The following is a 23,611-nucleotide window of genomic DNA, read 5'->3' as shown; positions in this document are numbered from 1 at the left end:
AATTAGAGGAATTGAACGAATGATACGAATTGGAAAACGTCCCTCCTACTTCTTCAAAAAGAACTGGAGCACGAAGAACATCAGCATGCTGACGACCATCAGCAGGACGTAGCTGCCGACCTGGCCGCTTTGCAGCCAGCGCAGCTGGCGGCCGCCGTAGTTCACCAGGCGGCCCACGCCGTTCACCAGCCAGTCGATGCCCGATTTTTCCACATACTTATTCGATACGGCACCCAGCTTGTTTACCGGTTTCACCACGATGGCGTCGTACAGTTCGTCCACATACCATTTGTTCTGCAGCAGCTTACCCACAGCCGAAGGCTGCTCCTCGCGGTACTTGCGGTAGCGTACCCAGGCGGCAATGATGGCCACCAGGGCGATGCCGGTGGTCAGCGCCATCAGGCCGATCTCGGTGGCGTGCGAAATATGGTGGCCTTCGGCAACCGGGATCACGGGTGCCAGGAACTCGGTGAGCTTCTCGCCGCCATGCATGAATACCTCGGGCACGCCTACAAAACCGCCGATGGCCGACAGCACCGCCAGCACGACCAGGGGAATGGTCATGGGCGCCGGGCTTTCGTGCACGTGGTGACGCTGCTCCTCGTCGCCGCGGAAGGCGCCGAAGAAGGTCACGAACAGCAGGCGGAACATGTAAAAGGCGGTCAGCGCCGCGGTGATCAGGCCGATCACGTACAGGGCTTTATTGTGCTGGAAGGCACTCAGCAGGATGGCGTCCTTGGAAAAGAAACCCGAAAAAGGCGGCACGCCGGCAATGGCCAGGCAGCCCACCAGGAAGGTCCAGTAGGTCGTTTTCAGCTTGTGCTGCAGCCCGCCCATGAAGCGGATGTCCTGCTCGCCGCTCATGGCGTGGATGACGCTGCCGGAGCCCAGGAACAAAAGAGCTTTGAAGAAGGCGTGCGTCATCACGTGGAAGACGGCGGCTACGTAGGCGCCGCTGCCCAGGGCCAGGAACATGTAGCCCAGCTGACTGACGGTGGAATACGCCAGCACCTTTTTGATATCGTTCTGCCGTACCGCGATGGTAGCGGCCAGCAGGGCCGTAGCGGCACCGATGATGGCCACGACGTTCAACGTAGTAGGCGCCAGGGAGAACAGGGCGTTGCTGCGGGCGATCATATAAATACCCGCGGTCACCATGGTGGCGGCGTGGATCAGGGCCGATACGGGGGTGGGACCGGCCATGGCGTCGGGCAGCCAGGTGTAGAGCGGGATCTGGGCGCTCTTGCCGGTGGCGCCTACAAACAGCAGCATCGTGATGCCGGTGATGTCGGCGGCGGACAGCTTCGCCAGGCTGGCGGCGGTAAATACCTCGCCGTACGAAACGGTGCCCAGCTTGGTGATCAGCCAGAACAGCGCCAGCAGGAAACCCAGGTCACCGATGCGGTTCATGATAAAGGCCTTGTTGGCCGCCTTGGTGTAATTGATGTTCTTGAACCAGTAGCCGATCAGCAGGTACGAACACAGCCCTACGCCTTCCCAGCCGATGAACATAATCACGTAGTTGGCGCCCATCACCAGCAGCAGCATCGAAAACACGAACAGGTTCAGGTACGCGAAGTAGCGGGCAAAGTGCTCGCGCTTCTCCTCGTGCATGTAGGCCGTGGAATACACGTGGATGAGGAAGCCCACGCCGGTGATGATCAGCAGGAACAGGGTCGTCAGCTGGTCCACCAAAAAGGCGAAGGGCACTTTCAGCGCACCTACGGAAAAGAAGGTGAAGTACTCGATCGGGCTGGCCGAATAGCTCTTTTGGAAAAAGATCAGCAGGCTGATCAAAAAAGAGCCCAGGACGGCACCGCTCCCGATGAGGCCCGACAGGCCCTTGGACAACTGGTTCCGGCCCAGGCCATTGATGACGAATCCTATAAAGGGGAGCAGTGGAATAAGTGCTATCAGATTGCTCATAGATCTCGATTCCGCCTCGGCGGCGGTTTTTGTTTTGTATTAGGGCGCTTAGTGTTTCAGGCGGTTCAGGAAGTTCACGTCGATGGAGTGGGTATTGCGGAACATCATCACAATAATGGCCAGGCCCACGCTCACTTCGGCTGCCGCCACCACCATAATAAAGAACACGAACAACTGCCCGTCGCTGCCCGCCTGGGGGTTCTGTGCGGCCCCGGCCAGGTGGTGCATTTTGGAAAAAGCGACCAGCAGCAGGTTCACGGCATTCAGCATCAGCTCAATGCACATGAAGATGATGATGGCATTGCGGCGGGTCAGCACACCGATGATCCCGATAACGAACAGGGCAATGGATAGAAATATGTAATAGTTAATAGGCATATTAAAGGGCTATTTTTAGTCCGGCCTTCAGTCCGGTGGTTCCGTTGTATTGCGGGGCCAGGCCGATATCGACCTTGAAAATATCCCCCAGCTTTTTCCTGACGGCGCCGCCGAACAGGTCCACGGCTTTATAGGAGGCGCCCTTGGTCAGCATTTTTACCAGCACGCCGGTGGCCACGGAGCTGAGGCCGGCATACACGGCGGTAAGGGCGGCATCTTTGGTGGAAGCGGAAGACGAATCCTTCGCGTTGTTGATGGCGCCGCGCACGGCCCCGTAAACGGTGATGGCGGCCCCGGTATAGGAGGCAACCCGGTACACGGTGCGGCCGGTCTTGAAGGTGCGGAACAACTTGTTGATCTCGGGACTCTTTTTAAAACCCAGGATCTTTTCCACGGCATCGATCGAAGCGATCTTCACGTTGCCCAGGTAAAAGTCGGGGCTAAAGCCTTTTTTCACCGTCAGCTTTTTGCCGAACAGTTGCTTCAGGTCCAGTTTTTCCAGGGCCTTCAGGTCGATTTCCTGGGCCTGGACGCCGGCGCTGATAAAGGAGCAGAAGAGGACGAGGAGGGATACAAAGAGCTTTTTCATGTTAATTCTTTTTACCTATGACTACCGCTCCGACCATGGCGCTTAAAAACAGCACGCTGGAAATTTCGAACGGCACCACGTATTCGCTAAAAAGCACCTTGCCCAGGTTCTGGATGAGGCCGATGTCGCCGGTTCCCAGCTCGGTCATGCGGCCTTCGGCCTGGCGCAGGCCCGCCACCAGCACCAGCAGCAGGCAGCCGCCCGCCGTTGCGCCGGCCAGCTTGAGCCACTTGCTCTTTTGGGGCTCGGTATCCTTGCTCAGGTTCATGAGCATGATCACGAACAGGAACAGTACCATGATGGCGCCGGCGTACACGATGATGTTCACCACCGCCAGGAACTGCGCATTGAGCAGGATATAATGGCCCGAGATGGTAAAGAAGGTGATGATCAGCCACAGCACGCTGTAAACCGGGTGCTTGCTGGTAATGACCATCAGGGCGCTGAAAACCGATATGATCGAGAGTGTCCAGAAAAGTAGTTGTGTGATCCCCATGCGTTTGCTTGCAATTGGTTCCGTTATTTCGTTTCCTTTCCCAGGGTGCCTTTGGCCTTGGCATACTCCTCGGGATGGGTTACCGGGTTTGGAATGAGTAAATCTTGTTTCTTATAGATAAAGCCCTCGCGGCCGTAGTTGGCCTGGGCAAAGGTCTGCGACAGGTAGATGGCGTCCTTGGGACAGGCCTCTTCGCACAGGCCGCAGAAGATGCAGCGCAGCAGGTTGATCTCGTACTTGGCGGCATACTTCTCCTCGCGGTACAGGTGCTCTTCGCCGGTCTGGCGCTCGGCGGCCTCCATGGTGATGGCCTCGGCCGGGCAGGCCACGGCGCACAGGCCGCAGGCGGTGCAGCGCTCGCGTCCTTCTTCGTCACGGTTCAGGATATGCACCCCGCGGAACACGGCCGAAAACGGGCGGGTCTGCTCGGGGTAGCTGATGGTCGGTCTTTTTTTGAAGAGGTGACTGAAGGTGATACCCATGCCTTTGAAGATCGCCGGCAGGTACAGCTTTTCCAGCACCGTCATCGGACGGCGGTCCACCTGTTTTCCTCTTTGTGTTAATGCTTGCATCCGGAATGTATTTAAAACCAGGCTTTTTCGAAACGCCGCAAATTTAGCCGTTTTCGCTTTGCCCGGATCGTTTGTATTTATTTATTTAAAGCCAGCACCACGATGGCGGTGATCAGCATGTTGAGCAGCGCCAGGGGCAGCAGCCCTTTCCAGCCGAGGTTCATCAGCTGGTCGTAGCGGAAGCGCGGGATGGTCCAGCGGATCCACATGAACAGGAAGATGAACAGCACCGCCTTGGTCATGAGCACGCCGAAGCCGATCAGGCCTACCCACCAATGGTTACCCCAGGCCGCTTCGTTCACGAAGGGGATGTCGTAGCCGCCAAAGAACAGGCTGGACATCACCACGCCGCTGATGAACATGTTGATGTATTCGGCAAAAAGGTAAAAACCCAGCTTCATGGAGGAATATTCCTGGTGGTAGCCGAAGTTCAGCTCATTCTCGGCCTCCGCCAGGTCGAAGGGCGTACGGTTACATTCGGCCAGGGCGCAGATGAAGAAGATCAAAAAGCCCAGGGGCTGGTAAATGATGTTCCAGCCCTGGGTCATCTGCTGGCCCACGATCACGCTCATTTTCAGCGAGCCGGAGATCATCAGCACGGCGATCAGCGACAGGCCCATGGCCAGCTCGTAGGAGATCATCTGCGAGGCGCCGCGGACGGCGGCCAGCAGCGAGAACTTGTTGTTCGACGCCCAGCCCCCGATCATGATGCCGTAGACACCCAGGCTCACCACGCCGAAGATGTAGAGGATGCCGATGTTGATGTCGGCGATTTGCAGGGGTACCTGGCGGCCGGCCACGTCGATGGTGGCGCCCCAGGGGATGACGGCGCTGGTCATCACGGCGGTGATCATCGCCAGCATGGGACCGAGAATGAACAGGAACTTGGAAGAAGTGAGCGGGATGATCTCTTCTTTCATGAACAGTTTCAGGCCGTCGGCCATGGGCTGCAGCAGGCCGAAGGGGCCGGCCCGGTTGGGACCGCGGCGGTCCTGCAAAAAGGCGGCGATCTTGCGCTCGGCATAGGTGCTGTACATGGCCACCACCAGCGAGATGGTGACGATCAGCGCAATGAGGATGAATTTTTCCAGGACCAGGAACCAGTCGAATTGTAACAGATACATCTAGTGTTATTTTGAGACCAAAATGATTTTTATTTCGTTCAGGAAACTTTCCGTTTCTTTTATCAGCCGCCGCATTTCGCCTTCTTCCGGGGCCGCCATTTCTTTATAATTGCCTTCCGTCAGCCCGTCGAACAACCGCTGGAAGAAGTCGCCCGACTGGGCGGTGATCCGGCTGGTCCGCACGAATTCTTTGAAGAAAAGGCTTTTGTGGCCCGTATGCGTTCGGGCAAAAAAGCCGTTCTGCGCCAGCAGGGCGCCCACCATGTAAAAAGCCGCGTAATAGAGCCGGTCGGGCACCTGGTTCCAGCTTTTGGCGGTGGCCAGGGCCCTGGCCTCTTTCATGGTGTCGAGGGCTTTCTTTTTCCGGATACCGGCCATTTCCGCGTGGGTATCGTTCATAAGGTTTTGTTTGGTGATCCGGGCTTGCCCCGGTAATTCCCCTCCCCACAAATTCCCAATATCCCCATTAACCAATAACCCAATTCCTCCCTTTAGGGGGTGTTGGGATTGGTCGAATCCGTCCCCTTCACGTTCGGTCCCAGCCCTGCCTTGATGTCGGTAGGATTGTGGCCGGCGCTGTGGGCTTCGCCGCTGAAGGTCCTGCTGGTGGCCGGTCCGGGCAGCTCGCTCAGCTCCACGGTGTTCACGCCGCTCACGCTGTGGATGTCCATCAGCAGCTTCGGCTGGCGGCCGTTCATCACGGCGGAGAATGTTTCCTTCGGCTTCACCACTTTTTCGTAGTGGCCCTGCGAGATCACCGAGTGGCGGTCGACGCGGGCAGGTCCTTCGATCACCCAGTCGCTCACTTTCTTCTTTTCGAAGCGGCAGCTGTTGCAGATCCAGTCCTCCACCTCGCCCCACTGGTCCTTGCGGGCCGTGACGCGCAGCACCTCGTCGCCCCGCATCCACAGGCGTACCTTGCCCGAGCAGGTGGGACAGTCGCAATGCGCATCCACCGGCTTGGTGAACCATACGCGGTTCTTGAAGCGGAAGGTGCGGTCGGTGAGGGCGCCTACGGGGCAGACGTCGATGACGTTGCCGATAAATTCGTTGTCCAGGGCGTTCTGGATATAGGTAGCGATCTGGGCATGGTCGCCGCGGTCGAGCACGCCGTGCTCGCGCTGGCCGGAAACCTGGTCGGCGGTGAACACGCAGCGGTAGCAGAGGATGCAGCGGGTCATGTGCAGCTGGATATAGGGCCCGAGGTCGATGCGCTCGAAGGTGCGGCGCTTGAACTCGTAGCGCGTGCTTTCGGCGCCGTGGCCGTAGCCCAGGTCCTGCAGGTCGCACTCGCCGGCCTGGTCGCAGACCGGGCAGTCGAGGGGGTGGTTGAGCAGCAGGAATTCCACCACCCCCTTGCGGGCTTCGAGCACCGCGGGGTTGGTCATGTTCTCCACCACCATGCCGTCCATTACCGTAGTGCGGCAGGAAGCCACCAGCTTGGGCATGGGGCGCGGGTCGGCCGTGGAGCCGGCAGCCACCTTCACCAGGCAGGTGCGGCATTTACCGCCGCTGCCTTTGAGCTTGCTGTAGTAGCACATGGCCGGCGGCACCACATCACCGCCGATGCGGCGGGCAGCCTGCAGGATCGTCGTTCCCGGCTCCACCTCCACGGTGATGTTGTCGATTGTTACCTTAAAAAGTTTTTGTTGTTCCATATCGCTATCCCCTAAAGAGGATTTTTGAATCAAAAAATCAATGAAATATGCTTCTAATAACCTTACGGCACCGCCACGGTCAGCGGGTCGGCGTAGTGGGCCAGGCCAAAGTTGCGCGCCTGCGCTTCCTGGGCGTTGGTCACGTGCCACTCGAACTCGTCGCGGAAGTGGCGGATGGCGGCGGCCACGGGCCAGGCAGCGGCATCGCCCAGCGGGCAGATGGTGTTGCCTTCGATCTTGCGCTGGATGTCCCACAGCAGGTCGATATCGCTTTTTTTGCCTTTACCGTATTCGAGGTTGTGCAAGATCTTTTCCATCCAGCCGGTGCCCTCGCGGCAGGGCGAGCACTGGCCGCAGCTTTCGTGGCGGTAGAAGCGCGCCAGCGACAGGGTGTGGCGCACCACGCACTGGTCTTCGTCCAGCACGATAAAGCCGCCCGATCCCATCATGGTGCCGGTGGCAAAACCGCCCTCGGCCAGGCCTTCGTAGGTCATCATCCGCGGCTCGCCCTTGGCGGTTTTGAGCAGCAGGTTGGCCGGCAGGATGGGCACCGAGGAACCGCCCGGGATACAGGCCTTCAGGCGCTTGCCATTCGCAATGCCGCCGCAGTATTCGTCGCTGTAAATGAATTCTTCCACCGAGATGGTCATGTCGATCTCGTACACGCCGGGCTTTTTGAGGTTGCCGCAGGCGGAGATCAGCTTCGTGCCGGTGGACTTGCCGATACCGATTTTTGCGTATTCTTCGGCCCCGATGTTGAGGATGGGCACGACGGCGGCCAGGGTTTCCACGTTGTTCACCACCGTGGGGCAGTCGTACAGGCCTTTCACCGCCGGGAAGGGCGGCTTGATGCGGGGATTGCCCCTTTTGCCTTCGAGGCTTTCGATCAGGGCGGTTTCCTCGCCGCAGATGTAGGCGCCGGCGCCGCGCTGCACGTAGATCTGGCAGTCGAAGCCGGTTCCTTTAATGTTTTTACCCAGCCAGCCGGCCTTGTTGGCTTCGGCGATGGCCTGTTCCAGGATATCCACGATCCAGGCGTATTCGCCGCGGATGTAGATGTAGGTGCGGTTGGAGCCCAGGGCGAAGGAGGAGATCAGCAGGCCTTCCACCAGCAGGTGGGGGATGAACTCCATCAGGTAGCGGTCCTTGAAGGTGCCGGGCTCCGATTCGTCGGCATTGCACACCAGGTAGCGGGGCACGCCTTCGGGCTTGGCCAAAAAACTCCATTTCATGCCGGTAGGGAAGCCGGCGCCGCCACGGCCGCGGAGGCCGCTTTTCTTCACTTCTTCCACGATGTCGGCCGGCGCCATTTGGAGCGCCTTTGCGGCGGCCTGGTAGCCGCCGTTCTTCACATAGGTATCGTAGTAGCGGATACCTTCTATATGTGCGTTTTCCAGTAATAATTTTCTTCCCATATGTGACAGCCCTTGCGGGCCTTCGCTTTTGAAAATGAACGGTTATGTTTTTACCGCTGCAGGCTGGGCATGAACAGCCGCATCGGGTGCAGGGTACGGGTAAAAGGGTTCAGCACCAGGCCGATCGACTCCAGGGTGGTCACCCCCAGCAGGGCCACATCCCCTTCCTCGCCGTACACTACCGGTGCCGGGCCGCCTTCGCCCCCGAATTCAAAGTAAGCCGAGCTCACCTTGCGCTTGATCATGGTGCCGTCGGCCAGCGAAAAATTCATTTCGCGGTACGGAACGATCTCCAGCTGGTCGAGTACCGGCCCGGGGATGACGCTATAGGCCAGCCCGCTGTCGAAGAGAAACTCCACATCGCGGAAGTTCTCGGCCGTACGGCGTTCGCGAACCCTGAGTGTGACGGTGGCGGTTGCCATGCTTAGGTTTTTTGGAGGTGATGCGTTGGTTACGGATGTTCGCTGGTCTTATTTTGCTTTTTCCGGGATCTTGACGGCCTGGCGTCCTACGATGCGCCACTTGCCGCCTTCATTCACCCATACCTGCAGTACGCCGAGGTTCAGCTGGCCCTGGGTGCCGTCGGGGTTCACCGTGATGGCCCGCAGGTTGTGCCGCAGCACGGCGGTTTCCTTGTTGGGGAAAATGATGCTGATGGGTTCGTAGGTAAAATCTTTATAGGTCTGGACGTTGGCCAGGGCATTTTTAATCATGGTGGCCTTGTCCTCGATGTTGCCGCCGGAATGGCCGTAGGTCACTTTCGTGCTCACCACGTCGGCCAGCACCAGGCTGTCCTTTTTGCCGAAGATCGCCTGGGTCAGCGCGTCGACGCGGGCCAGCACGGCCGTTTCGCTTTTCGACTGGGCGAAGCCCGCTACGGTCAGCAGGGTAAAGCAGAGAAACAAAAATTGCTTTTTCATATCGTTGCGTTAAGAGGCGAATTAATTGTTTTTAGCCGCATTGGCCCGGCATTCGTCGACGATGCGGTCGATCTTTTCGGGGGTCAGGTGCTCTTTGAAGAACTTGCCCATCTGCATCATCGGGGCATAGCCGCAGGCACCGAGGCATTCCACGGTCTTGAGGGTGAACAGGCCGTCCTGGGTGGTTTCGCCTACCTTGATGTCGAGCTTTTCCTTGATGTAGTCGATAATGTCGTCGCTGCCGCGGACCATGCACGGACCGGTCTGGCACACTTCGAACACGTATTTGCCCACCGGCTTCAGGTGGTACATGCTGTAGAAGGTGGCCACTTCGTACACTTCGATGGGTTTCAGCTGCAGCAGGCCGGCCACGTAGTCCATGGTTTCGGCGCTCAGCCAGCCAAACTCTTCCTGAGCCAGGTGCAGCACGGGGATCAGCGCGCTCTTCTGCTTTCCTTCCGGGTAGCGGGCGATGATCTCGGCCACCTTGTCCAGTTTTTCCTTTGAGAATGTCACCATTGTGATATTAATGCGTTTATTAGTTTGTGATTAGCCGTCCATTTCACCGGCAATGAGGTTCAGGCTGCTCATCACGATGATGGCATCGCTGAGCATGCTGCCTTTGACGAGTTCCTCGTACGCCTGGTAGTAGATAAAGCAGGGACGGCGGAAGTGCAGCCGGTAGGGGGCGCGGCCGCCATCGCTGATGAGGTAAAAGCCCAGCTCGCCGTTGCCGCCTTCCACGCTGTGGTAGACTTCGCCCGGCGGCATGTCGATCTCGCCCATCACGATCTTGAAGTGGTAGATGAGGGCTTCCATCTTGGTGTACACGTCTTTTTTAGCCGGCAGGTAGTATTCCGGCACGTCGGCATGGTAAACGGTCGCTTCCTCGCCCTTGAACTCCTGCAGCTTCTGGTAGGCCTGGTTGATGATGCGGAGCGATTGCCACATCTCGCCGTTGCGCACCAGGAAGCGGTCGTAGCAGTCGCCGGTGGTGCCCAGGGGGATCTCGAAGTCGAAATCCTGGTAGGAGCAGTAGGGCGAATGCACCCGCACGTCGTAGTCCACGCCGGCGGCCCGCAGGTTGGGACCGGTAAAGCCGTAGTTCAGGGCCCGTTCGGCACCAATGGGACCGGCACCCATGGTGCGTTCCATGAAGATGCGGTTGCGGGTAAACAGGCTTTCGAATTCCTTCAGCACGTCGGGGTATTCCTTCAGGAAACGTTCGAGCTTGGTAAAGGCAATGTTGTTGAAGTCGCGTTCAAAACCGCCGATCCGGCCGATGTTGGTGGTGAGGCGGGAGCCGCAGACCTCTTCCCAGATCTCGTAGATGAGCTCGCGGTACTGCATCACGTACAAAAAGCCGGTAAAGGCGCCGGTGTCCACCCCGATCACGGAGTTGCAGATCAGGTGGTCGGCGATCCGGGCCAGCTCCATGATGATCACGCGGAGGTAGTCCACCCGCTTGGGGGTTTGGATGCCCAGCAGCTTTTCGCAGGTCATGTGCCAGCCCATGTTGTTGATGGGGGCCGAGCAGTAATTGAGGCGGTCGGTCAGCGGGGTGATCTGGTAGAGCGGGCGGCGCTCGGCGATCTTTTCAAAGGCCCGGTGGATGTAGCCGACGGTTTGCTCGGCCGACACGATGCGTTCGCCATCGAGTTCCAAAATATTCTGGAAAACCCCGTGGGTGGCCGGGTGGGTAGGTCCAAGGTTGAGCTTGGTCGTTGTCCGTTCGATGCTTCCTTCGGGAAGGCTTCTATTTTTTTCTGTCGTAGACATGAATGAGTTTGTGATCAACTGATAGAATGCGTCGCTGCATAAAGCAACAACGGCGAAAACAGGGGGAGGCCGCTACCGGTTATCCCTCTTTTTCCGCCTCGCTGATGGTATGCCGGTGGTCGGCGGCGGACTTATTGCCGAAATCGAAGGAGCCGCCGCGGCCAAACATTTCATCGTCCTTATCGATCCGGGTCTGGTCTTCCAGCGGGTATTCCTTGCGCTGGGGGAAGTAATCCATTTCGTCCACGTTCTGGATGCGGATCAGGTTGGGGTGGCCGACAAAGTTGACCCCGTAAAAGTCATAGGCTTCGCGCTCCTGCCAGTTGGCGGTGGCAAACAGCTTGGTGGCCGTGGCCACATCGGGCTGGCTGATGGGGGCAAACACCTTGAAGCGGATGCGGACGTTGTCCACCAGGTTGTGCAGGTGGTACACCACCGCCAACTCCCTGCCCGGGTAGGCCGGGTAGTGCACGGCCGCCAGGTCGGTGAGGAAGCGGAACTTCAGTTCCTCGTCGTGGTATAAAAATTCCAGCACCTGGATGTTCAGCTCCCTGGGTGCTTCAAAGGTCAGCATACCATAGGGCTCACTGAAGTCGCCTACCTGGTCGCCAAACTTTTCGATCAGCCGTTGTTTGATGGTTTCGTTTGTCATATTCGGCCTCTCCCCTACCCTTTCCGGTGGAGCGGGAGTTGGGGACCCCTCCGCTTTTCGGGCGAAGGGGTTTATTTAAAAATGATAATGAATAATCTATTTGAATAAAGAACTTTTGGGCATTCCGGATTTACTGGATACCGTAGCTGGCCATGAGCTGCTTGTACTGCTCGCCGGTACGGCGGCGGATGCTTTCCTTGCCTACCAGGTCCTGGATGCGCATGATGCCGTCGATGATGGCTTCGGGCCGCGGCGGGCAGCCGGGCACGTACACATCCACCGGGATCACCTGGTCGATGCCCTGCAGCACACTGTAGCTGTCAAAGATGCCGCCGCTGCAGGCGCAGGCGCCTACGGCCATCACCCAGCGGGGCTCGGCCATCTGCAGGTACACCTGGCGCACCACCGGCGCCATTTTTTTGGCGATGGTGCCCATCACCATGATCAGGTCGCACTGGCGGGGCGAGAAGCCCAAACGTTCCGCACCAAAGCGGGCCAGGTCGTAGTGCGAGGCCATGGTGGCCATGAATTCAATGCCGCAGCAGGAAGTGGCGAACGGCAGGGGCCAGATAGAGTTTTTCCGGGCCAATCCCACCACATCGCTCAGCTTTGTTGTAAAAAATCCTTCTCCCTGGTACCCTTCGGGCATATTCGCCAGGCTGATATCTTGTACCAGCGGCTTTTCGTTGATATTATACGATACAGGACGAGCCATATGAATAAATTTTGAATGTAGACTATAAAATTTAAAATGTAAAACTTTCTCCCCTGCGCCGACGCCGTCTTCTTACATGTTTAAATTTTACATTCCATATTTTACATTCTACATTTAATATTTTAAATTTTACATTTTTAGTCTTCCCACGTCAGGGCGCCTTTCTTCACGATGTAGATGAAGCCGCAGAGGAAGAAGCCTACGAACATCAGGACGGCCCAAAAACCGCTCCAACCCAAGCCCCTGAAATTCACGGCATAAGGATAAAAGAAGATCACTTCCACGTCGAACAGCACAAAGAGGATGGCGACCAGGAAGTACTTGATGGCCATGGGCTGACGGGCCTCACCGTGGCTTTCGATACCGCTGGTGAAGGTTTGCAGCTTATCGGACGTATTGCGTTTGGGGCCGAGCAAGTGGGTAACCCCCATAAGCAGTCCGATCAGGCCGACGGCAAAAAGTAACTGAAGGGCGACCGGGAGGTAGCTGCCGGCCGTGTCGGTATGGGTAACGGCGGTGGCGACTTGCGCCTGTAAAAGGTGGAACATAGTCGTTTGAAATGGTGGCAAAAATAAGCGAGTCTCTGCAATGTTGCGGTTAATATTTCTCCTGGAAGGCCTAACAAAAAGGTCCCCCGAAAGCCGGAGGACCCTTTAGCACAAGAATTTACATATGCAAATCAGATCTATATTTACAAATCCTATCCATAAGTCTTCATTTTTTTACTACTTAGCCCCCGGTTTCTTCGGAGCCGCCGGTTTAGTGGCCGGTTTCGGAGCCGCAGCAGGCTTCTCTAAAATAGTGATATTATTCTTAATGGACGCATTTTCGGGATCAAACTCCAGGGCGCGCTTCAGGTAGGTTACCGCAGTATCCTTTTCCTTCTTCACGTTGTTGTAGTAACCGGCCAGGTAACCGGCCGCTTCCACGCCATACGACTTAAAGCGCACCTTGTCTTTGGAAGCCACGTCCAGCAGCTTGTTGTAGGCATCGATGGCCAGGCCCTGCTCCATGGAGGTATCGATACGGGCCAGGGAACGGGCGCTCCAGATATGACCGTAGATGCTGTCGGGCATCATGGTGATATAGGCTTTGGAAACGCTGTCGGCCTTTTGGAAATTACCGGCCTGGTAGTAGGGAACCGCCATGTACGAGATCAGCTCGGTGGGGTTGGCATCGGCGCCGCGCAGGCGGAAAGAAGCCTCGCGGAGGGCCGCTACGGCCGACTTGTTGCCGGATTTGGTAAAGCGGTCAATGCCCTGGTTCAGGAACTGCACCTGCTTGGCCGGAACGGTGTCCAGCTTGGCGCCCTGCAGGTAGCTTTCCAGCACGATGTCCGGGTTTTCCGAAGCATAGGCGTCGGCACGCATGATGTAGTCGGCAGGAACGATATCTTCCTGGTCGGCCTTGGTAAAGAACTGTTCTACGAACGGACGGGCCGCTGCGGTGTCACCTTTTTCCAGGTTGCTGTACGCCAGCAGGCGGTACACGCGTGGGTTGGCTTTGTCGCCGGCCTTTTCCACGATATTTTTACCGATGGCGATGGCCTCGTCGTATTTCTTTTGCACGAAGATGGTCTGGGCCTTCAGGTAATCGTTCTCCACGCTGGGGTCGGTGCTGGAGATGTATTTGTTGGCAAACTCTTCGGCCTTGGCAAAATCCTTGGCGTAGAGCAGGTAATAATAATACAGGTCGAGGTAAGCGGGCGCGAACTTCGCGTCGGCGGCCACAGCATTGTTCAGGTTGGTCAGCACGATATCGGAATAAGGCTGCTGGGTCTGGTAGATGCGGGCCATGCGGTAGTACGGCAGGGCGTAGGCAGCGTCCATCTGGGTGGCCTTCATGTAGTTGGTCACGGCCGGGCCGCCTTCATGGGCTTTGCGGTAGGCATTTCCCAGGGCGAAGTACACTTCGGCATTGTTGGGAGCGGACTTGGCGGCTTCATTCAGCTTTTCGATGCCGTAGGCCAGGTCGCCGGTGCGGGCATCCACGTTGGCGCGGCCGATAGCGGCCAGCACGTCGGGGTTGGTGCCTTTTTTGCCTTTGGCCAGGCTGATGGCGGTCTCAAACTTTTGTTTGGCTTCGGCGCTCTTGCCCTGCATCAGGTCGATCTGGCCGGCGCCCACCAGCACCAGGGGAGCGTTGCTGTTGGCGGACAGGGCCGATTGGTAGTGGGAAACGGCAGTGGCCGAATCTTTCATTTTAATATAGGTCTGTCCCAGCCAGTAGCTGGCTTCGGCATTCTTGGGGTTGGCAGCCAGGAGCTTTTCAAAAACCTCCTTAGCGCTCTGGTAGCGCTCGGCATTCAGGTGCTTTTTACCCTCCTGCACGTTCTGGGCAAAACCCGGAACGGACAATGCGGCGGAAAAAAACAGTACAATCGCGGTCTTCTTCATTTTTCTTTTCGTTTTTAAAGATGTCGGTTAAGATGTCAAAAACTATACAGGAGTTTATTTACTCATTGTTAATGTTGCTCATCCGTTACTCATCCCGCAGGTTGGTCTGGCGCACGTTGAACGCCATTTGCCCCGGCATCAGGTAGGCCCGCTTGAATACCAGCTGGCCGCGCTGCCCGGTGAGGAAGTAGCCAAACCCGTGGCCCAGGCCGTTGTGCCGTTCCTTCAGCACGTAATACAGGCTGCGGATCATCGGGTAGCGGCCGTAAGCAATGTTGTACTGGGCCGGCGTCACGTAAATGCCGGGCTCGTGGGGACTTTCCAGCTGCACCACCCTGACTTTGTCCAAATAGCTGAGCTGGGTGGAGTCCTCGGGGTTACCGATCCAGCACACGCCGATAAAGCCGATGGCGTTTTTGGTTTTGGCCACATAATCGATCACGCCGGCGCTGGATTGGGCCGCCGTGATGTTGGGACCCAGGGGAGCGCCCTTCAGGATCGAGTCGAGGGCAAAGCGTACCGTGGAAGTGGCGCGGGTGCCGTCGAAGACCGGCTGCAGCTTTTTGGAAGAGTTACCCGCCAGCAGGTCGCGGATGTCGGCCAGCTTCAGCAGGGTATCGGACGACTGGGGGTGCACTACGGCCGCCACCGCGTCGAAGGCAACCCGCATAAAGGAGGGGTCTACCTTCAGGGAGTCGGTCATGAAGCGTTCCTCGGCCGGGGTAAAGCTGCGGGTGGCGATGACCATGCGGATGGAGTCGACGGCAAAATCCTTGAGGCATTCCGCCTCCGGCTTGTAGTGCACGACGATCTTGGCGGCGGGGTTCGAGGCTTCGAATACCTGCACCTGCGAGTCGATGACGGGCTTGAACGACTCATCGGCACTGATGTGAATGGTACCCTCGGTCAGGGTGTCGGTGGGCGCGTTGGGGTCTACCTCCCCGCCGCAGCTGTTTAAAACCAACAGCAGCAAGCCCATCCAGGCCGTCTGCCGCACCTTCAATATTGTTCTTCTCCGATTCATCATTTAAAATAGTTCTTCTTGTATCCCCGGTAAACCCTCCAGATGCCATAGATCACAAACAACCCGCCAATTACCAGGTCCAGGGGCGAAGGCTCCATGCCCAGGTCGATGCCCAGCTGGGCGTACACCAGGAAAAAGATGCCGGCCAGAATAAAAAAGACGCCCATGCCGTAGTTGGCGATGGAGCGCATCAGCGTTACCCTTTTCTTTTCCTGTTCGTACTGGTTCATAAAAAATGTACTATGTGTTTGCCAGGCCAGCAAATTAATGATTTTCACTTTTCAACTCTTATAAAAGTTGCCCTTCCCCTGAAAACTAACGGATCAGCATAGCGGCAACCGCCAAAAAAGGGAGGTGTTTATCCGCAGGGGCTTTAAAAGATGCGGAACCGGCCCTATTCCATACTTTCTCACTTCCCTTTATTTTTGCGGAAATATTGAACACAGACGTTATGAGGATCTTAATGGTGTGCCTGGGAAACATCTGCCGCAGCCCGCTGGCGGAAGGGATCCTGGAGCACAAGGCAAAACAGGCCGGGCTGAACTGGCAGGTGGACAGCGCCGGCACCACCAGCTACCACATCGGCGAAGCCCCGCACCGGCTGTCGCAGAAGGTGGCCCGCCTGAACGGCATCGACATTTGCCACCAGCGGGCCCGCCGCTTTGAACGGTCCGACTTCGACCGCTACGACAAAATCTACGCCCTGGCCGACGACGTGCTGGAGGACATCCGCATGATCGGCCGCGACAAGTTCGACCCCGCCAAGGCCGACCTGCTGCTCAACGAGCTCTTCCCCGGCGAGGACCGCTCGGTGCCCGACCCCTGGTACGGGGCCGAGGACGGCTACCACGAGGTGTACGAGCTGATTGCCCAGGCCTGCGACCGCATCATCGAACGCTACAGCGGTTCGAACGTACCGAATTAATTGACCCTTTTTGACTTATTAAACAGCACAATGACCAAACCCTCCCTGCCCCAGGGCACCCGCGATTTCGGGCCCGACGTGGTGCGCAAACGCCAATACATCTTACAAACCATTAAAAACGTTTTTGAACTCTACGGCTTCCAGCCCCTGGAAACCCCCGCCATGGAAAACCTCGACACCCTGATGGGCAAGTACGGGGAAGAAGGCGACAAGCTGATCTTCAAGATCCTGAACAACGGCCTGAACGACCCCAAGAACACCGACAAGGCGAAAGTCGCTTTTGAAAACGTACTGGGGGGCAAAAACGACAAGAACCTCACCGAACGGGCGCTGAAGTACGACCTGACCATCCCCTTCGCCCGCTACGTGGCCATGAACCACGGGCAGCTGACCTTCCCCTTCAAGCGCTACCAGGTGCAGCCGGTTTGGCGGGCCGACCGGCCCCAGAAAGGCCGCTACCGCGAATTCTACCAGTGCGACGCCGACGTGGTGGGCAGCAACGCCCTGCTGAATGAAGTGGAGTTCGTGCACATCTACCACCAGGTGTTCACCGCCCTGGGCATGACGGGCTACGACCTGCGCCTCAACTCGCGCAAGATATTGGCGGCCCTGGCCGAGCTTTGCGGCGGCGCGGAGAAAATGACCGACATCACCATTGCCATCGACAAGCTCGACAAGATCGGCCTGGACAAGGTTAAGGAAGAGCTGTTGCAGCGGGGCCTGTCGGCCGACCAGGTAGCCGTCATTGAAAACTACCTAGCCATTGAGGGCACCAACGGGGAAAAGCTGGCCCGGGCCAAAGAACTGTTTGCCGCCTCCGAAACCGGTCGGAAAGGGATTTCGGAACTGGAGTTTGTGCTCGAAGGCGCCACGGCCGGCGCCAAACAACAAGCGCCCAACCTTACCATCGACTTTACGCTGGCCCGCGGCCTGAACTACTATACCGGCCTCATCTTCGAAGCCAAGGCGCCCGAAGGCGTGAAAATCGGCTCCATCGGCGGCGGCGGCCGCTACGACGACCTCACCGGCCTGTTCGGGGTGCCCAACATCCCCGGCGTGGGCGTCTCGTTTGGCGTGGACCGTATTTACGACGTGCTGGAAGAACTGAAGCTGTTCCCCCAAACCGTGGAGCAGGGCACCAAGGTGCTGTTCTTCAACCTGGGAGCGGAGGAAGGGAAAACGGCGTACAGCCTGCTGCAGGCCCTGCGCCAGGAAGGCATTGCTGCCGAACTCTTCCACGAACCGGTAAAAATGGACAAGCAATTCAAGTACGCCGAAAAGAAAAACATCCCCTACGTGGTGATCATCGGCAGCAAGGAAGTAACGGAAGGCACCGCCAACATCAAAACCCTGGCTACCGGCGAACAAAAGAAAGTTTCGTTTGAAGAGCTGGTGGCGTTTTTTAGCGAATAGAAAAAGCAATCATATCGATACCGCAGAGACGTTGCCCCGCAACGTCTCTTTTTTTTGCCCGCAGGCCGAGCGGAACAGGAGAAAGATGCCGATGGGGAAAAACAGGCTGAACAGCAACAACTGGAGCGGCACATAGGGAACGGTAACCCCCAAATACGCACCGGCAGCCTGCCCCACCAGCAGGCATTCCGTCGCCACAAACGAAAACAGGAACAGTCCCAAACCCACCCTGGCTCGAGGGGAAAACGAAAGCGTACCCGCATGAAAGAGGGCCGCCAGGCAACCCAGGCTGACAAACCCCAGCAGCACCAGGTGCAGGTAGGCGATCACGACATTGTGGTAGAGGGACGCCAGGGCCGCCGCCGCCGGCCCCGCACTCACCAGCTGCAGCCCGTTCTTCAGCACAAAAGCCGCCGCCGCCAGCCGGAACAAAAGGCCCGAACCGTTTTGCGCCCACCGGAACCCCCGGACGTCTTTTACTAAAAAATACAACCCCGCCACCTGGGCCGCGGCCGCCAGCCCTCCTACCCCATAAAACGCCAGCGCCGGCCCGTGCCACAATACCGACAGGCAATAAGCCGGCAGGCACGAAAAGGCAAACAGCCGGTACACCGTCTGCCCGTAACGGGCAATGCCCTTTTTTTCCAACACCCGGTACAGCACCGCCAGCAGGGTCAATACAAACCAGCCGTTGTATTGGCAGTGCAGATAAAAATAAATGACGTCCCTATACAGCGGCGTGCCCGCCTTGCCGGCCGCCGCCAGCGGACCGGTAGCCAGGGGACCCAAAGCGGACAGGCAGTAATAAAACAGGCCGGCCCTTACCAGCCGCAGCGAAGGCGGCAGCGCCCTGCCCCGGAGCGCCCTCCCCACCACCACGGCCAGGTAGATGCCGGCCGAAAGGGAAAGCGTGGAAAAAAAGATGGAAGCGGCCTTGTAGCCCTGGAAAGAAAAGGAAACGAGCATGCCGTAAGCCGATACAAAGGCCAGGAAAGCAATAATGCGCCAGTGGCGGAACGCCACCTGTTGCCGAAGGAGGGGAAAGTACCGCAGCAGGAGCAGCACCAGCACCGGCAGCACCCAGCCGCCAAAGGCAAAATGCGAGTGGCCGTGCAGCAGGTGGCGGTACTCCAGCGGGAAATGGGACAGAAAGGGCAGCAGCCGCAGGAGCAGCCCTGCCCCCGCCAGCAGGAAAAAATTGAACAGCGACAGCCGCAGCAATCTTTGCTGCAGCCTCCCCAGGGGCGCCTGCCCGGGCAACCCCGCTGCCCTGTTTTCCTTTATTTCCCGGTTCCGGGCAAAGGGACTTACTTCGCCGGCACCGCCTGCAACCTGTTGATCCATAGTGCAAACATCCGGAAAACCCCTCGGCCCGGTGCTTCCGGCCCTCAGGGCGATGGCTGATAAATGTCAGGCAGACAACTGACCCCGGGGTCCTTTATGGGCACACTAATAAGCAACCCCTATTGGAGGTTCCAAATAAGCGCTGTATATTTATTAAGATTTTTAGTTAGAAGAAAATGCTTCATCCGGCCGTAGTCTTACGGCTGGATGTTTTTTTTAGAGACCTGCGGGAATTATTTCCTTCCTTTTTTTCCACCCTTTCCTTTGTGGCCCTGGTGCTTGTGTTTTTTGTTATCGTGCTTTTTCGCATAATAGCGCTGGCGGTCGCTCGACGGGCTTGCATAATACCGTTTCTTTTGCTGTCCCGGGGCAAACGCCCTGGCCGACTGGTGGCCGTACACTTTCTTGGCCTGGCCGGGCGGCATGCGGTACACGCTTCGCTCCTGGGGATAACGACGGTCGGGATAACGCCGGTCATGGGGATAACGCCGGTCGTTGGGATAAGGTGTACGGGCAGTACGGTTCGAACGGCAACTGGCAAAAACAACTACCAGCAGAAGGGAAACGAATACTTTAATAATGGAAAAAGCTTTCATGGTGCAGCCTGTGTTGTTGTAAAAAAAGCCGCGCAGTGCAAATACGCACCCACAAAAAGCTAGGGAAATCTTAAAATTTAAAAACCGGGAAGCTATTCACTCCCAGGCTTAACCGAAACCCAGGATCTTTTTCGCCTCGGCACTCATGCGGTCCTGCGTCCAGGCAGGTTCGTACACCACGTCCAGGTGCACGGCGGCAACGTCCTGCAGCTCTTCCAGCGTTTGCCGCACCTCCTCGGGCAGGAAGGCGGCGGCCGGGCAGGTAGCCGTGGTGAGCGTCATGAGCAGGTACACCTGCCCCCCAATGACCTGCACCTGGTAGATCAGCCCCAGGTCGTAAATATTGACCGGTATCTCGGGATCGTAAATGGTTTTCAGCTTTTCGATGATAGCATTTTCGGTAAGCATAGCGAATGTTTTGTTGCTGTGAATTACTGGAGGACGGGATGCAGGTTTGCCCTGGGGGACATTTTCCGCCGGGAGAGCTCCCGGCGCAGGGTGAGGGCCACCGTGGTAAAGAACAGGAGGATGACCACGCCATTGAGCAGGCCGGCCCACCGGCGCACTTCGCAGGCCCCGGCCCAGTCGGCGGCCATACGCGCCACCAGGGTCAATTGCAGCAAGGCAAACCACAGGTAGAGCACTGGCCGGTACAACTTCACGGGCAGCCGCAGCACCGCGGGCAGGATGATGGGCGCATGCGAAAAGATCATGGAAAACACGAAGCCGATAAAAAAGGCATGGAGGGCGGCATCGTAGCCGAAGGCCGTTTGCCTGCCCGCCGTCAACAGCAGCGCCGTCACGGGCAGCCAGGCATAACCCACCAGCAGCAGCGCGCCCGAATAGCGGTGCTGCCCCGCCATCCGCACCGAGCGGCGGGCCATGTCGTAGCGCAGCAGCCAGGCGGCCACCGCCACCAGCGCAACGGAAAAGTAAAGGCTGCCGTTCAAATGAAAGGGTACAAACAGCGACAGCAGCAGCCCGCCCAGTGCGGCCAGCAGCCAGGCGCGTTGGGCATTATTGAGGGCCAGGAAGCGGCTCAACTCCAGGCGCTCGGCCACAATGGTCAGCAGCAGGAAAGCCATCCACCAGCTGACGGCATAGGGATAAAAATGGGTGTGGAAGAGAATGATGTTCCCCGACAGCAGGCAGAAGGCCCCAGCCAGGAACACGTAGTAGTACAATTCTTTGTAGCGCCCGGCAAAATAGCCGCACAGCAGCAGGAAGCCCCCGCTGCCGGCAATGAGCAGGCCCTGCGCCACGGCAGGCTGGTGCCCCAGGAAGAAAAGAACACTGATCCCGTTGACCGCCGGCAGCAGGAGCAGCCACCGGCTCTTCACCGTTACGGCCCGCTCCAGGAAGACCAGGGTGGCCAAAAAGCTGTTGACCATCAGGGCGCCGTGCTGGGCCACCGCGTTGGGCAGGGGCAGCGACCAGCCCAGGCGCAGCCAGCCGGTCCAGATGGCGGCCAGCAGCGACAGCACAATCAGCGGCAGGATGCCGAGGGCTTTGTTCATCGTTTTAAAAATGATTTTCCAAGGGAAAGGTTTTCGGACAGGTCCTGCACGGTATGGGTGCTGAACTGCTGGTACAGCGCCTGGCGGGCGGCTTTATAGTGGTGGTGCAGGGGGCAGGGTTTTTCTTCCGAGCAGCTTTTCAGTCCCAGCCCGCATTCGAAAAAGAAGTTGGTGCCGTCGACGACCTTCACCACCTCGATCAGGGGGATGGGCCTCGCGGATGCCGGCATAAAGAAGCCGCCCGTGGGTCCCTTGGCGGAATGAATGATCTCCGCTTTCACCAGCTGCTGCAGGATCTTGGCGGTGGTATGCTCGTTGGCTTCGATCTCCGCGGAGATCTCTTTGATGCTGCAGCGCACCCTTTCCTTCGAACGCACCATCAGGTACACCACGGAACGCAACGCATATTTACAGGAAATGGAGAGCATGGCTGGGAATTTAGGATAAGGGAAAACAGGAACGTCCGGAAGCCCGGACGTTCCTGTTTTCGGAATACTTAATGGAACACCCCCGGTTTCGATCCCTGGCGCAGGTCCGCTTCCAGGGCCAGGGCCTTGGGAAACAGGATGTTGTTTTCCAGGTGGATGTGCAGGTGCAGGTCTTCTTCCAGGTCCTGCAGCTTTTTGTACAGGAAACGGAAGCTGTTGCAGCTGCCGGCCGGCGGGGTGTAGTTGTCCGTCAGCGCTTTTATCTGAGCCAGCACTTCACCGGCATCGTCGTGGTCTGCCTCCATGGCATGAACCGGCCCCTGCACGGAGGGATAGGCCAGCAGCCCGGACCCATCGCCGGTTTTGTGGGCGGCCACCAGGGCCTTGATAAAGGGAAACAGCACTTTTTCTTCTTTTTGGAAATGCACGTCCAGCTCCTGCTGCAGCTGGCGGTACAGGTTACTCAGCTCGTACAGCTGCGGGAAATGGTTGCCGTGGCGGCCGGTCACCTTGTCGCACAGGTCGGCGATCACCGGGCCGTGCTCGTAATAATATTCGTGGTGCTGGTTGTAAATATAGTCGGCCAGGAAGTCGGCGCTCCAGCGGTTGAAATCGAAGGTGGGCGTCGCCGCTGCCTGGACGGCGCTGTCCAGGGCGGCCTGCACTTCGGTTTCGGACACCCGGGCGTCGGCACAGGCCTGCTTCAGCGATTTTTTGCCGCCGCAGCAGAAATCGATGCCGTATTTGCGGAAAACTTCGGCCTTGCGCAGGTCGGCCGCCGCCAGCTGGCCGACGGTCTCGCTGCCGGCGGCGGGTTTTTTGGCAATCTGCACCTGCCACTCTTCAGGGCCTTCCTGCAGGTACTTCCAGGAAAAGATATTCCCTTTTTCGGCCAGCAGCTGGTAATATAAAGGTTTGGGATCGTGGTCGTTGATGATGACAAAGGCCTCGCCCGGCAGGGCGCGGTCAAACAGGTTGAAGATCGTGGGATGCTTCAGCGCGGGAGGAAGCGCGGGAACATAGAGGCTTTCAATTGCGTTCATAATGGGGTGTTTTAAATGAATCCGGGAATAAAAGTATTTGGATACTTCTACCCGGATACTGACCGCCGTCAGGCGCAAAACTGACTTTCATAACCGGCAGAAAAACTGATTAAAATCATCCCGATCCTTTTCGCAGGTCATTTCCGGCGCCCCGGCCTCCTTCTAGTTTTGACCCCGAAAACGTGCAGCGGAGGCCGGTTGGTCCGCCCGCCGCTCCCTTAAAAAAAGAGCTCTATGTCGGTTAACAGGAAATCGGAACATACAAGTCTGGCTATTGCGGTCCTGGTGGTGGCCCTGCTGGTGTTTTCGGTGCTGTTTGCCCAAAACATGAAGACGCTGGACCCGGCGGCCTTTCCCGGCAGCATGACCATCAGGCAGCCCGGCCAGATCCGGGTGGAGGACGGCTCCTACCGGGTATTTGCCATCGCCCGCATGTGGCAGTTCGCACCGGCGGTGATCGAGGTGCCGGCCGGCAGCAAGGTGGACTTTTTTGTAAAATCGGACGACCTGGTGCACGGCTTCAACATTCCCCAAAAGGGCATCAGCATGCTGGTGGTGGCCGGCACGGTCAATAAGGCGTCCGCCACCTTCGACAAGCCCGGGGTGTACCCGATCACCTGCCAGGAGTACTGCGGAAAAGGCCATACGATGATGCAGGCCCGGGTGGTGGTGAAATAACAGATCCCTGTAACTCCATTCAT

Annotated in this window: 28 protein-coding genes; 3 read left to right on the top strand and 25 right to left on the bottom strand. The window is 57.8% G+C overall.

Annotation, left to right across the window (positions count from 1 at the left end; translation table 11 throughout):
• Positions 1 to 45 precede the first annotated feature (45 nt).
• From nuoL to V9K67_RS06175, 19 genes are all read right to left on the bottom strand, one after another.
• Complete coding sequence (nuoL, locus tag V9K67_RS06265; protein WP_336720868.1) at positions 46 to 1,926, bottom strand: NADH-quinone oxidoreductase subunit L; 1,881 nt, start codon at positions 1,924 to 1,926, stop codon at positions 46 to 48.
• Positions 1,927 to 1,974: 48 nt separating this feature from the next.
• The gene (gene nuoK / locus V9K67_RS06260) at positions 1,975 to 2,304 is read right to left on the bottom strand and encodes an NADH-quinone oxidoreductase subunit NuoK (RefSeq protein ID WP_336720866.1); all 330 of its coding nucleotides are present in this window, start codon (positions 2,302 to 2,304) and stop codon (positions 1,975 to 1,977) included.
• 1 nt (position 2,305) lies between these two features.
• The gene (locus V9K67_RS06255) at positions 2,306 to 2,893 is read right to left on the bottom strand and encodes a hypothetical protein (RefSeq protein WP_336720865.1); all 588 of its coding nucleotides are present in this window, start codon (positions 2,891 to 2,893) and stop codon (positions 2,306 to 2,308) included.
• 1 nt (position 2,894) lies between these two features.
• Positions 2,895 to 3,389, bottom strand: coding sequence for an NADH-quinone oxidoreductase subunit J family protein (locus tag V9K67_RS06250; protein WP_336720863.1), 495 nt, complete (start codon positions 3,387 to 3,389; stop codon positions 2,895 to 2,897).
• A 23-nt stretch (positions 3,390 to 3,412) separates the two neighbouring features.
• Positions 3,413 to 3,961, bottom strand: a complete 549-nt coding sequence (gene nuoI, locus V9K67_RS06245; RefSeq protein ID WP_336720862.1) for an NADH-quinone oxidoreductase subunit NuoI — start codon at positions 3,959 to 3,961, stop codon at positions 3,413 to 3,415.
• A 77-nt stretch (positions 3,962 to 4,038) separates the two neighbouring features.
• Positions 4,039 to 5,085, bottom strand: coding sequence for an NADH-quinone oxidoreductase subunit NuoH (nuoH, locus tag V9K67_RS06240; protein ID WP_336720861.1), 1,047 nt, complete (start codon positions 5,083 to 5,085; stop codon positions 4,039 to 4,041).
• 6 nt (positions 5,086 to 5,091) lie between these two features.
• On the bottom strand, positions 5,092 to 5,484 hold the full coding sequence (locus tag V9K67_RS06235) for a HEPN domain-containing protein (RefSeq protein WP_336720859.1): 393 nt from the start codon (positions 5,482 to 5,484) through the stop codon (positions 5,092 to 5,094).
• Positions 5,485 to 5,576: 92 nt separating this feature from the next.
• The gene (locus tag V9K67_RS06230) at positions 5,577 to 6,743 is read right to left on the bottom strand and encodes an NADH-quinone oxidoreductase subunit G (protein WP_336720857.1); all 1,167 of its coding nucleotides are present in this window, start codon (positions 6,741 to 6,743) and stop codon (positions 5,577 to 5,579) included.
• 62 nt (positions 6,744 to 6,805) lie between these two features.
• The gene (gene nuoF / locus V9K67_RS06225; protein WP_336720856.1) at positions 6,806 to 8,158 is read right to left on the bottom strand and encodes an NADH-quinone oxidoreductase subunit NuoF; all 1,353 of its coding nucleotides are present in this window, start codon (positions 8,156 to 8,158) and stop codon (positions 6,806 to 6,808) included.
• Between the two features lie 50 nt (positions 8,159 to 8,208).
• Positions 8,209 to 8,580, bottom strand: a complete 372-nt coding sequence (locus tag V9K67_RS06220) for an aspartyl protease family protein (protein ID WP_336720855.1) — start codon at positions 8,578 to 8,580, stop codon at positions 8,209 to 8,211.
• A 48-nt stretch (positions 8,581 to 8,628) separates the two neighbouring features.
• Entirely contained in the window at positions 8,629 to 9,078 is a 450-nt protein-coding gene (locus V9K67_RS06215; RefSeq protein ID WP_336720854.1) for a nuclear transport factor 2 family protein, read from the bottom strand.
• Between the two features lie 21 nt (positions 9,079 to 9,099).
• Positions 9,100 to 9,597 carry an NADH-quinone oxidoreductase subunit NuoE gene (gene nuoE, locus V9K67_RS06210; protein WP_336720852.1) on the bottom strand — a complete coding sequence of 166 codons (498 nt, stop codon included), beginning with the start codon at positions 9,595 to 9,597 and terminating at the stop codon, positions 9,100 to 9,102.
• A 30-nt stretch (positions 9,598 to 9,627) separates the two neighbouring features.
• Entirely contained in the window at positions 9,628 to 10,857 is a 1,230-nt protein-coding gene (locus tag V9K67_RS06205) for an NADH-quinone oxidoreductase subunit D (RefSeq protein ID WP_336720851.1), read from the bottom strand.
• A gap of 79 nt (positions 10,858 to 10,936) precedes the next feature.
• Positions 10,937 to 11,509, bottom strand: a complete 573-nt coding sequence (locus V9K67_RS06200; protein ID WP_336720849.1) for an NADH-quinone oxidoreductase subunit C — start codon at positions 11,507 to 11,509, stop codon at positions 10,937 to 10,939.
• Between the two features lie 130 nt (positions 11,510 to 11,639).
• A complete protein-coding gene (locus V9K67_RS06195) occupies positions 11,640 to 12,224 on the bottom strand; it encodes an NADH-quinone oxidoreductase subunit B (RefSeq protein WP_336720847.1) in 585 nt (194 codons plus the stop codon).
• 137 nt (positions 12,225 to 12,361) lie between these two features.
• Complete coding sequence (locus V9K67_RS06190; RefSeq protein WP_336720846.1) at positions 12,362 to 12,772, bottom strand: NADH-quinone oxidoreductase subunit A; 411 nt, start codon at positions 12,770 to 12,772, stop codon at positions 12,362 to 12,364.
• 177 nt (positions 12,773 to 12,949) lie between these two features.
• Positions 12,950 to 14,620, bottom strand: coding sequence for a tetratricopeptide repeat protein (locus tag V9K67_RS06185; protein WP_336720844.1), 1,671 nt, complete (start codon positions 14,618 to 14,620; stop codon positions 12,950 to 12,952).
• An 85-nt stretch (positions 14,621 to 14,705) separates the two neighbouring features.
• Positions 14,706 to 15,647 (bottom strand): PstS family phosphate ABC transporter substrate-binding protein, encoded by a 942-nt coding sequence (locus V9K67_RS06180; RefSeq protein WP_336720843.1) that lies wholly within the window; start codon positions 15,645 to 15,647, stop codon positions 14,706 to 14,708.
• Positions 15,644 to 15,874 carry a hypothetical protein gene (locus V9K67_RS06175; RefSeq protein ID WP_336720842.1) on the bottom strand — a complete coding sequence of 77 codons (231 nt, stop codon included), beginning with the start codon at positions 15,872 to 15,874 and terminating at the stop codon, positions 15,644 to 15,646. Before V9K67_RS06175 ends, V9K67_RS06180 begins: the two co-directional genes overlap by 4 nt.
• A gap of 221 nt (positions 15,875 to 16,095) precedes the next feature.
• On the opposite strand from V9K67_RS06175, the gene V9K67_RS06170 reads away from it, so the two are divergent.
• Positions 16,096 to 16,569 (top strand): low molecular weight protein-tyrosine-phosphatase, encoded by a 474-nt coding sequence (locus V9K67_RS06170; RefSeq protein WP_336720841.1) that lies wholly within the window; start codon positions 16,096 to 16,098, stop codon positions 16,567 to 16,569.
• Positions 16,570 to 16,599: 30 nt separating this feature from the next.
• Positions 16,600 to 17,982 carry a histidine--tRNA ligase gene (gene hisS / locus V9K67_RS06165; protein WP_336720840.1) on the top strand — a complete coding sequence of 461 codons (1,383 nt, stop codon included), beginning with the start codon at positions 16,600 to 16,602 and terminating at the stop codon, positions 17,980 to 17,982.
• A 9-nt stretch (positions 17,983 to 17,991) separates the two neighbouring features.
• Here hisS and V9K67_RS06160 read toward each other — a convergent pair whose 3' ends face one another.
• From V9K67_RS06160 to ric, 6 genes are all read right to left on the bottom strand, one after another.
• Entirely contained in the window at positions 17,992 to 19,326 is a 1,335-nt protein-coding gene (locus V9K67_RS06160; protein WP_336720839.1) for a hypothetical protein, read from the bottom strand.
• A gap of 233 nt (positions 19,327 to 19,559) precedes the next feature.
• Entirely contained in the window at positions 19,560 to 19,922 is a 363-nt protein-coding gene (locus tag V9K67_RS06155; protein ID WP_336720838.1) for a hypothetical protein, read from the bottom strand.
• 108 nt (positions 19,923 to 20,030) lie between these two features.
• Positions 20,031 to 20,330, bottom strand: coding sequence for a metal-sulfur cluster assembly factor (locus tag V9K67_RS06150; protein ID WP_336720837.1), 300 nt, complete (start codon positions 20,328 to 20,330; stop codon positions 20,031 to 20,033).
• A gap of 23 nt (positions 20,331 to 20,353) precedes the next feature.
• On the bottom strand, positions 20,354 to 21,439 hold the full coding sequence (locus tag V9K67_RS06145; RefSeq protein WP_336720836.1) for a DUF8744 domain-containing protein: 1,086 nt from the start codon (positions 21,437 to 21,439) through the stop codon (positions 20,354 to 20,356).
• Positions 21,436 to 21,867 carry an RrF2 family transcriptional regulator gene (locus V9K67_RS06140; RefSeq protein ID WP_336720835.1) on the bottom strand — a complete coding sequence of 144 codons (432 nt, stop codon included), beginning with the start codon at positions 21,865 to 21,867 and terminating at the stop codon, positions 21,436 to 21,438. The genes V9K67_RS06145 and V9K67_RS06140 overlap by 4 nt, the downstream gene beginning before the upstream one ends.
• Positions 21,868 to 21,935: 68 nt before the next feature.
• On the bottom strand, positions 21,936 to 22,910 hold the full coding sequence (ric, locus tag V9K67_RS06135) for an iron-sulfur cluster repair di-iron protein (protein WP_336720834.1): 975 nt from the start codon (positions 22,908 to 22,910) through the stop codon (positions 21,936 to 21,938).
• Between the two features lie 234 nt (positions 22,911 to 23,144).
• Here ric and V9K67_RS06130 point away from each other — a divergent pair, with 234 nt between their 5' ends.
• On the top strand, positions 23,145 to 23,588 hold the full coding sequence (locus V9K67_RS06130) for a cupredoxin domain-containing protein (protein WP_336720833.1): 444 nt from the start codon (positions 23,145 to 23,147) through the stop codon (positions 23,586 to 23,588).
• Positions 23,589 to 23,611 lie beyond the last annotated feature (23 nt).

It is taken from the genome of Huijunlia imazamoxiresistens, from assembly GCF_037132455.1.
In the GTDB taxonomy this organism is placed as follows: Bacteria; Bacteroidota; Bacteroidia; order Chitinophagales; family Chitinophagaceae; genus Flavisolibacter; species Flavisolibacter imazamoxiresistens.
Note: the sequence above shows the minus strand (reverse complement) of the source record. Positions and strands in the feature narration are given on the sequence as shown.